General features: G+C 62.5%; 6 protein-coding genes. 3 read left to right on the top strand and 3 right to left on the bottom strand.

All coding sequences use genetic code 11. The features are described 5' to 3' along the window. The 3 genes from NW845_RS03400 to NW845_RS03390 form a co-directional block, all read left to right on the top strand. Window positions 1-484, top strand: a 484-nt coding sequence (locus tag NW845_RS03400; RefSeq protein WP_414376834.1) for an N-acetyltransferase family protein, incomplete at its 5' end; no start/stop codon positions are given. Window positions 485-564: 80 nt separating this feature from the next. After that, window positions 565-1,884, top strand: coding sequence for a competence/damage-inducible protein A (locus tag NW845_RS03395; RefSeq protein WP_414376832.1), 1,320 nt, complete (start codon window positions 565-567; stop codon window positions 1,882-1,884). A 33-nt stretch (window positions 1,885-1,917) separates the two neighbouring features. Continuing rightward, window positions 1,918-4,038 carry a M48 family metalloprotease gene (locus NW845_RS03390; protein WP_414376830.1) on the top strand — a complete coding sequence of 707 codons (2,121 nt, stop codon included), beginning with the start codon at window positions 1,918-1,920 and terminating at the stop codon, window positions 4,036-4,038. 9 nt (window positions 4,039-4,047) lie between these two features. Here NW845_RS03390 and typA read toward each other — a convergent pair whose 3' ends face one another. The 3 genes from typA to NW845_RS03375 all read right to left on the bottom strand — a co-directional run bounded on the left by typA (window position 4,048) and on the right by NW845_RS03375 (window position 7,559). Then, window positions 4,048-5,865, bottom strand: coding sequence for a translational GTPase TypA (typA, locus tag NW845_RS03385; RefSeq protein WP_414363920.1), 1,818 nt, complete (start codon window positions 5,863-5,865; stop codon window positions 4,048-4,050). A gap of 186 nt (window positions 5,866-6,051) precedes the next feature. Continuing rightward, a complete protein-coding gene (psb30, locus tag NW845_RS03380) occupies window positions 6,052-6,159 on the bottom strand; it encodes a photosystem II reaction center protein Ycf12/Psb30 (RefSeq protein ID WP_414363921.1) in 108 nt (35 codons plus the stop codon). Between the two features lie 104 nt (window positions 6,160-6,263). Continuing rightward, window positions 6,264-7,559 (bottom strand): glutamyl-tRNA reductase, encoded by a 1,296-nt coding sequence (locus tag NW845_RS03375; RefSeq protein WP_414376828.1) that lies wholly within the window; start codon window positions 7,557-7,559, stop codon window positions 6,264-6,266. Window positions 7,560-7,562: the final 3 nt, after the last annotated feature.

The following is a 7,562-nucleotide window of genomic DNA, read 5'->3' as shown; positions in this document are numbered from 1 at the left end:
GCCAGCCACCCCTGCAGTAGTGCCCCTTCTGTTTTCACTCATACTCGCTTTGGCCGTGTACGACCCCCAGATCCACCAGGTAACGGGAACCGCCGATCAGCGGCAACCGCATCTGGTTGGCCCCGAAGCCTTTGCTTCGGCCTTGTTGGCAGAAGTGGGGGGGCAAGCGGTGGGGTTTGCCCTCTACTTTCGCAACTTTTCCACCTTCCTCACCCGACCGGGGATTTACCTGGAAGACTTGTTTGTGCTGCCGGAGTTTCGCGGCAGGGGCATTGGCAAGGCGCTCTTGGCGCGGGTGGCCCAGGAGGCAGTGGCCAAAGGATATGGGCGGCTGGAGTGGATGGTTTTGGACTGGAACCAGCCAGCAATTGAGTTCTACCGGCGCCTGGGTGCCAAGCCACATCCGGAGTGGATCCTGCACCGCGTGGTGGGTGCTGAGCTGGAAGCTTTGGCTCGGCTGGCCGAGGATCCCTACCCCTCTTGAGCAAGAGATCCCAGGGATCCCTGCGCGAAAGGGGGATCCAGACCTCTATACTTAGCGGCTGAGCCGAGGTTGAGCCGAGCATGAGCCCAACGCAAACCGTCACTCCCCAAGGGGCTGAGATCCTCTGCATTGGTACAGAGTTGCTCTTGGGAGAGATCACCAACACCAACGCCCAATACCTGGCAGCCGAGTTGGCCAAGCTGGGGATCCCGCACTACTACCAAACGGTGGTGGGGGACAACGAAGCCCGCATCCACCATGCTTTGGAGGTGGCCTGCAACCGCTCCAGCCTGCTTTTAATTACAGGAGGGCTGGGGCCAACCCCGGATGATCTGACCCACGCGGCACTGGCCTCTTTTTTCGGCGTGGAGATGGTGGAGCACCCGCGGGTTTGGGAGGAGATTCTGCGAAAGTACGGCCAGCGAGGTATGGAGCCCTCGCCCAGTAACCGCAAGCAGGCCTTTTTGCCTCAGGGGGCAACCGTCCTGCCCAACCCCCTGGGCAGCGCCTGTGGCCTCATCTGGCAGCCCCGGCCCGACCTGCACATTCTCACCTTCCCCGGCGTGCCGCGGGAGATGCAGCAGATGTGGCAGGAGACGGCTGTGCCCTATTTGCGCTCCCTGGGCTGGGGCAAGGAAGTGTTTTACAGCCGCGTGTTGCGCTACTGGGGCATTCCTGAATCGACCTTGGCCGAACGGGTGGGATCCCTGCTGGCGGGGGAAAATCCCACCGTGGCTCCCTACGCCAGCCAGGGGGAGGTGCGCCTGCGGGTTACCGGACGTGCCCCCACGCGTGAGGCGGCGGAAGCATTGATTGCCCCGGTGGTGGAGCAGATTTTACAGATTTCCGGGGAAGACTACTTCGGCAGCGACGAGGCCACCTTGGCCAGCGTGGTAGGGGAGTTGCTGCTGCAGCGGCGGCAAACCCTGGCGGTGGCGGAATCCTGCACCGGTGGCCTGCTGGGGCAGTTGGTAACCGGGATCCCGGGCAGCTCCCGCTATTTTGTTGGGGGGATCGTTGCCTACGACAACCGCATCAAGGAGCAGCTCTTGCGGGTGGATCCCGCGGCGCTGCAGCAGCAGGGGGCCGTGAGCGAGCCGGTGGCGGCCCAGATGGCGCTGGGGGCCAAGCAAGTCCTCGGCTCCGACTGGGCCTTGAGCATCACCGGCATTGCCGGGCCAGACGGGGGTACCCCCACCAAGCCGGTTGGCCTTGTGTATCTGGGCTTGGCCGACCCGGAGGGGAAAGTGGAAGTCCACGAGTACCGCTTCGGCAGCTTGCGGGGCCGCGAGGGGGTGCGCTGGTGGAGCGCCCAGACGGCGTTGGATTGCCTGCGGCGGCGCTTGCTCCGCTACCCCCTTTCGGGGGATCCACCTCAGCAAGGCCAGATCCTTGAGTAAGCTGGGGGAGCAGAGAGATCTCGGAGCGGGCTGATGACCCCCGCGGAGGCGGGCAAAGAGGCGCTGCGGCAGGGCCGCTTTCAAGAGGCCATCCAACTGCTGGAGGCCTACTTGGCTCAATCTCGCCAGCAGGGCGGAGCAGCAGCGATCCCGACAGGCTCCTCCGACAGCCAGGCCCTGGAGGCCCAGATGAACCTGGTGCGGGCCTACCATCTGGCGGGCGAGGCGGAGAAGGCGCGGGCGCTTTGTCTGGAACTGCTGCAGCACCCGGATCCCCAGGTGCAGGGCTGGGCCCAAAAAATCCTGCCCCGCCTGCCCCAAACGGTGGAAAAACCCGCTGCTTCCCCGCCCTCCCCAGAACTGGCTTCTGAGGCTCAGCCGCTCTCCAGCCGCCAACGGGCCGCTCAACTGGGCCTGAGGATCCCCCTGCCGGAGCGGGCCGGTTCTCTACGCTGGGCCAAGTGGGGATCCCTGGGGGTGGGCATCCTCTTCCTCTGGGGGTTGAGTTTTGTGCTGGTGGGCAGCCACCTAGATTTCGGACGGCTGAGTTTTCCGCGGCAGCTTTGGTTTTTGCAAGGGTTGCTGCCCTGGCTGCGCAATGGCCTGCGCTGGTTGGTAGCCGGAAGCCTGGCGGTCAACTTTGGCGTCGGCCTTTTGTTTTTTGCCCCCTGGCTGATGGATCACCTACACCGGCGGCTGCACAAGCTGCGCTGGGCCACCTTGGGGGAAATTGAGCGCCACAGTCCCGAGGCGGCCCGCCTGCTGCAGCGCCTCTGCACCCAAAAACAACTGAAACAACCCCGCCTGGGGGTGATCCCGGAAGGGGGGCCGCTGGCTTTTGTTTACGGCACTTTTCCTGATGGCGGCCGCATCGTGGTCACCCAGGCCCTGTTGCAGCAGCTTGCCCCGGACGAGATTGCCGCTGTCTATGCCCAGGCTCTGGGGCGGATCGTCAACGGCGATATCCTGATCCTGACTCTGCTGGGATCCCCCCTTCAACTGGTTTACTTGGCTCTGGAGCAGGTGAGCCAACTGGGGAACAAACGGCGGGATCTCATCGGCCATGTGGCCCCCCTGCTCTACCTAATCTACACAGTGCTTTCCTACCCGCTGTTTTTCCTCTCTCGCCTGGGCACCTCCCACGCCGATCACTTCGCGGTGGAGGCCACGGGCAACCCCAACGGGCTGGTGGCCGCTCTGCTCAAGTCGGCTGCCGGCCTGCAGGAGGCCCACAAAAACGACCGCCGCCCATCTTCGCTGCTGCACTGCGCCCGACTGTTCAGCTTCTTGGACTTCAAAACCACCGCCGCTGCCAGTGCCGCCGTCCGCCTGCGGGATCCCGCCCAAGCTGGCCAAGTCTTTCTCTGGGATCAGCTCAACCCCTGGGCCCGCTGGATGCAGGTCAATTCCAGCCATCCCCTGCTGGGGCGGCGCTTCCAGGTTTTGGCGGAGTATGCGCAACGGCTGCGCCTGGCGCCGGAGTTGCGCCTGGGATCTGGATCCAAGTTGGATGGGGTCCGTCTGCAAAGCCGCTTCTGGCTGGATCTGGCCATCTACGCTGCCGAAGTGGTCGGGATCCTCGTCGGTTGGCTGGTGGGGCTGATCCTCTACCTGCTGCTGCAAGATCGCCTCGATCCCAAAGTCATTGCTGCGGTAGCGGTGGTGGGCTGTGGCCTAGGCCTGGGATCCAAGGCGGTGTTGATGTACCGCGGATCCCTGTCGCCCCAGACAACTGATGTACTCCACTTGCTGGCTGACCCCGAGGCGGATCCCTGCCGCAGTCAGCCAGTGGAGCTGGAAGGAGAGCTGCTGGGCTTGGGACAAGCTGGCTATCAACTGGGGGCAGAGCTAAAGCTACAGGATGCCACCGGGCTGATCCCGCTGCGCTTTACCTCTCCCCTGGGGCCGGTGGGCAATGTCTTTTCCGGCCTAAAGCAGCTCCGTGCCCTCATGGGCCGGCGGGTCAAGGTGGTGGGCTGGTTCCGCCGCGGCAACACCGCCTGGGTGGATCTGGCCTATGTCCAGGCGGGATCCCAGCAGCTCCACAGCGGCCCCCGCCTGTGGCTGGCTTTGTTGGGCTTGGGAATTGTCCTGCTGGGGATTTGGGGGGTCTTTTACTTCCCCAACCTGCGCTTCTACCTGCGACGGTGGTAGGGCCGACCGCTAGCGACGAGAAGCCGTCAACTGTGCCTTGCGCAAGCGCACCGACTTCGGCGTGATCTCCACCAGCTCGTCCTCACCAATGTATTCCAACGCTCGCTCCAGGTTCATCTCCACTGGCGCCTGCAAATGCACCAGCTCTTCCCCGCTGGCAGCCCGGTGGTTGGTCAGTTGCTTGGTTTTGCAGACGTTCAACTCCAAGTCCTGTGGACGGTTGTGCTCGCCCACGATCATGCCCTTGTAGACGCGGGTACCTGGCGTAATGAAGAACACCCCCCGATCTTCTGCATTTTTCAGGGCATAGGTGGTGGCTACCCCCTCTTCAAAGGCAATCAGCACGCCGTTGCGGCGGGTCTCAATCCCCGGCGTCAGGGGACGGTACTCCAAAAAGCTGTGGCTCATGATCCCCTCGCCGCGGGTGATGCGGACGAACTCGCTGCGGAAGCCGATCAGCCCTCGGGCCGGGATGACGAATTCCAACTGAGCCCGTCCGTCCGCGCCTACTATCATGTTCTGCATCTCCCCCCGCCGCTGCCCCAGCCGTTCAATGCAGGCGCCCACCGTCGATTCCGGCACATCCAGCACCAAACACTCATAGGGCTCGTAGGGCTGGCCGTTAACCTCGCGGAAGATCACCTTCGGCTGCCCCACCTGAAACTCGTAGCCCTCCCGCCGCATGGTCTCCAGCAAAATGCCCAGGTGCAGCTCGCCCCGCCCCGACACCAAAAAGCGATCGGGGGAATCTGTCTCTTCTACCCGCAGCGCCACGTTGGTTTCTAGCTCTCGCAGCAGGCGCTCCCGCAATTGCCGCGAAGTAACAAAGGTGCCCTCTTGGCCGGCAAAGGGAGAGTCGTTGACGCAGATCATCACCTGCAGCGTTGGCTCGTCCACCTTAATGAGCGGCAGGGCCTGCGGGTTTTCGGGAGAAGTGAGGGTGTGGCCGATGTTGGCCTCGGCAAACCCCGCCACGGCGACGATGTGGCCGGCAGTAGCCTCGGTGAGCTCGATGCGCTGCAGGCCCTGGAAGCCAAAGAGCTTGGTTACCTTGCCCTTGGCAATCGACCCATCTTCTTTGACCACCGCCAACTGATCCCCAAGGCGAATGGTGCCGTTGTGGATCTTGCCGATCACGATCCGGCCCAGGTATTCCGAGTACTCCAGCGTGGTGACCTGCAGTTGCAGCGGCTTGGCCGGATCCCCAATCGGCGGCGGGACATACTTGAGGATGGCTTCAAAGAGGGGCTTCATGTCCAGCGGGCCGCTGTACCTCCCTTCCAAAAAGGCTTTTAGGTCAGCTTCTTCCAGGGCAAAGCCCTGCAGACCCGAGGCAAATAGGTAAGGGAAATCACACTGGTCTTCGTCGGCTCCCAGCTCCAGAAAGAGATCCAGAACCTTGTCGACAACTTTGTAGGGCTCGGCGCGGGGACGGTCGATTTTGTTGACCACCACGAGCGGACGCAGGCCCTTTTCCAGCGCCTTGCGCAGCACAAAGCGGGTTTGCGGCATCGGGCCTTCGTTGGCGTCCACAACCAACAGACAGCCCTCCACCATGCCCAGCACCCGCTCTACCTCCCCGCCAAAGTCGGCGTGGCCGGGGGTATCGACGATGTTAATCAGGGTTTCGCCGTAGCGGACGGCTGTGTTTTTGGCCAGGATGGTGATGCCCCGCTCCCGCTCCAGCGTGTTGCAGTCCAGCACGCAGGCGGGAATGTCCTCTCCCTCCCGAAAGGTGCCCGCCTGGCGCAACAGGGCGTCCACAAGGGTGGTTTTGCCGTGGTCAACGTGGGCGATGATGGCGACGTTGCGGATGGGGAGTGACATAAAAAATCATCAACTCATAAAGTAGCGCCCTACAGGCGAGCTTGCCCTAGGGCTGCTTCTATAACTGTAGCGCAAAGAAGCGTTACATTAAGAGATAGGGAAGCAACAGAGCGAACTCCCCCACCAACGGCGACCGCTCCTCCTCAGGGGATCCTGTCAACTGCGCCGGCAACCGGTCTAGGTCACCTACATATCCGCGCCGCGCAGGTAGAGCAGCAGGATAACCGCCGGCCCTGCCAGGACGATCAAGGCCAACAGCGCCAACTGCACGAACACTTCGTACTCTCCAAACATACCCCCAACTCCGAGAGCTTACGTTTTGGATCCTAAGGGCAGCCCTTCCCCTGAGATGAGAGAGCTGTTACAATTCTTTAATACCTGACACTGCCCAGGGATCCCTAGCGTTCCTGCTGCGCCTGAAACGGCAGGGGATCGAGGTTAAACAGCTCCTGCAGGATTTGCATAGCCCTGCGCCGCGCCTCGATGTCCCGTTTGGCCCGCAGTTGCACCATGGGGTCGTGCAGGATCTTGTTGACGATGCCGCGGGTGAGGGCGTCGATTACCTCCAGGTGCTTTTCGGCAAAGTCTTTGCCTAGGCGGGAGAGGGCTTTCTCCATTTCCTGCTCCCGGATAGACTCCACCTTGTGGCGCAGGCTGGAAATAGTGGGCACCGTCTCTAGGGAACGCCACCACTCCATAAACTGCTCTACCTCTTCTTCTATCAACGCTTCGGCATCCAGGGCCAGCTTTTGCCGCTGGGCGCGGTTTTCTTCCACGATGCGGGAGAGGTGATCCACGTTGAACACCTGTACCCCTCTTAGCTTTTCCACCTCGGGATCAATGTTGCGGGGCACCGAGATATCCACCAACAGCAGCGGCTGATTCGGCTGCAGCACCCTCGCCAGTTGCTCGTAGGTGAGGATCGGCTGGGTGGCGCCGGTGCTGGTGAAGACCAGGTTGGACTCGGCCACACTGCTCAACAGCGCCTCCCAGGGCAACACCTGGATCGGCTGCTCAAACTGTTTGGCCAGAGCTTCCGCCCGCTCCAAGGAGCGGTTGACCACCGTAATATCCACCGCCCCTTTGGCCAGGAGGTGCTGCACCAACAGGCGGGCCATTCTCCCCGCCCCCACCACGGTCACCTTGCCCTGGGAAAGGGATCCCTGCTCCTGCAACGCCAACTCCACCGCTGCCGAGCTGATGGACATGGCGCCGGTGCCGATCCCCGTCTCGGTGCGGACGCGCTTGCCGGCGGTGATGGCCGCCTTGAAGAGGCGGTTGAGGATGCGATCCATGCCGTTGCAGGCTTGACCCAGTTGCTGCGCTTTTTTCACTTGCGACAGGATCTGCCCCTCTCCCAACACCAAGCTCTCCAGCCCGGCGGCCACCCGCATCAGGTGCGTCACTGCATCCTGGTAGAGCAGCGTAAACAGGTGCGGGCGCAGTTGGGGCAGCGGGATCCCTTTTGCCTCCGCCAAAAACTGCATCGTCTGCCGGACACCACTTTCCATTTCTGGGGTGACGATGTAAACCTCCAGCCGGTTACAGGTGCTGAGGATCGCCGCTTCCTCAATGTTGGGGTGGGCACGGAGCTGCTGGATCCTCTCTCCCACTTCAGCCTCGGAAATGCTGAGGCGCTCCCGGATCTCCACAGGAGCTGTGCGATGGCTAAGACCGACAACCGCGATAAACATGCC

The sequence above is a fragment of the Synechococcus sp. H60.2 genome, from assembly GCF_047462315.1.
Classification (GTDB): domain Bacteria; phylum Cyanobacteriota; class Cyanobacteriia; order Thermostichales; family Thermostichaceae; genus Thermostichus.
This window is presented reverse-complemented; position numbering and strand designations above follow the sequence as displayed.

What these genes read in the sequence shown, in the direction of transcription:
- NW845_RS03390 (WP_414376830.1), top strand. Translation starts at nt 1,918, where the DNA reads ATGACCCCCGCGGAGGCGGGCAAAGAGGCGCTGCGGCAGGGCCGCTTT.
- psb30 (WP_414363921.1), bottom strand. Translation starts at nt 6,159, where the DNA reads ATGTTTGGAGAGTACGAAGTGTTCGTGCAGTTGGCGCTGTTGGCCTTG.
- typA (WP_414363920.1), bottom strand. Translation starts at nt 5,865, where the DNA reads ATGTCACTCCCCATCCGCAACGTCGCCATCATCGCCCACGTTGACCAC.
- NW845_RS03395 (WP_414376832.1), top strand. Translation starts at nt 565, where the DNA reads ATGAGCCCAACGCAAACCGTCACTCCCCAAGGGGCTGAGATCCTCTGC.
- NW845_RS03375 (WP_414376828.1), bottom strand. Translation starts at nt 7,559, where the DNA reads ATGTTTATCGCGGTTGTCGGTCTTAGCCATCGCACAGCTCCTGTGGAG.